A 652-nucleotide genomic window follows, 5' to 3' on the forward strand; every position below is an offset into this window, starting at 1 on the left:
ATTTTTGGCAATAAACTCCAAGAGACCATTGAATTAGGTGAGAACCTGAACCTGATTGATGAAGAGTTCTTCTTAGAGGTAAAACCACAGGATTTTCAGTATATAAACTACAATATACATCAAGGAACATCTGAAAATAATGACTCACGAGATGCTGCTAATGAGTATAAGAATAACCCTATACAAACCGATGCAAAGAATGCTTCTAAAAAAATCTACAAAAAAATACCTCAAAAATATCACTCGGCTACTTCATTAGAGCAATCAAGTGTAGATTTAGAGGATGTAGTACGCTTAGAGAAAGACAAACGCGAATTGTTGCTCAAAGTAAAGGGACAAAGCCGTGACCCGCGTCTCAGGATGAATACCTTTGCGTGTCTTACTGACATCAATGCCCGAGCAATGGAGACTTATAGGGTCATAAAAATATCACACTATCATACTGGTATGGAGTATTACAATTCCTTTGAGGGTATCCCTATGATGCGTACCCCTGCTGATTTTGATGAGAATGCTTTTCCGCACTCAGAGCAGCAACCAGCTATTGTAAAAGACAACAATGACCCTTTAGGAATGGGACGTGTACGCGTGCAATTCTTATGGCAGGCAAAACGCAATGAAATGACACCTTGGATACGTGTAGTGCAACCTT

Annotated in this window: 1 protein-coding gene; it reads left to right on the top strand. The window is 39.4% G+C overall.

Annotated features, from left to right (window positions below; all coding sequences use genetic code 11):
- Positions 1-652: phage baseplate assembly protein V (locus tag HMPREF9071_RS12590; protein ID WP_009401640.1), on the top strand; the 652-nt coding region annotated here is incomplete at both ends.

Origin of the sequence: Capnocytophaga sp. oral taxon 338 str. F0234 (assembly GCF_000192225.1) — a bacterium.
In the GTDB taxonomy this organism is placed as follows: domain Bacteria; phylum Bacteroidota; class Bacteroidia; order Flavobacteriales; family Flavobacteriaceae; genus Capnocytophaga.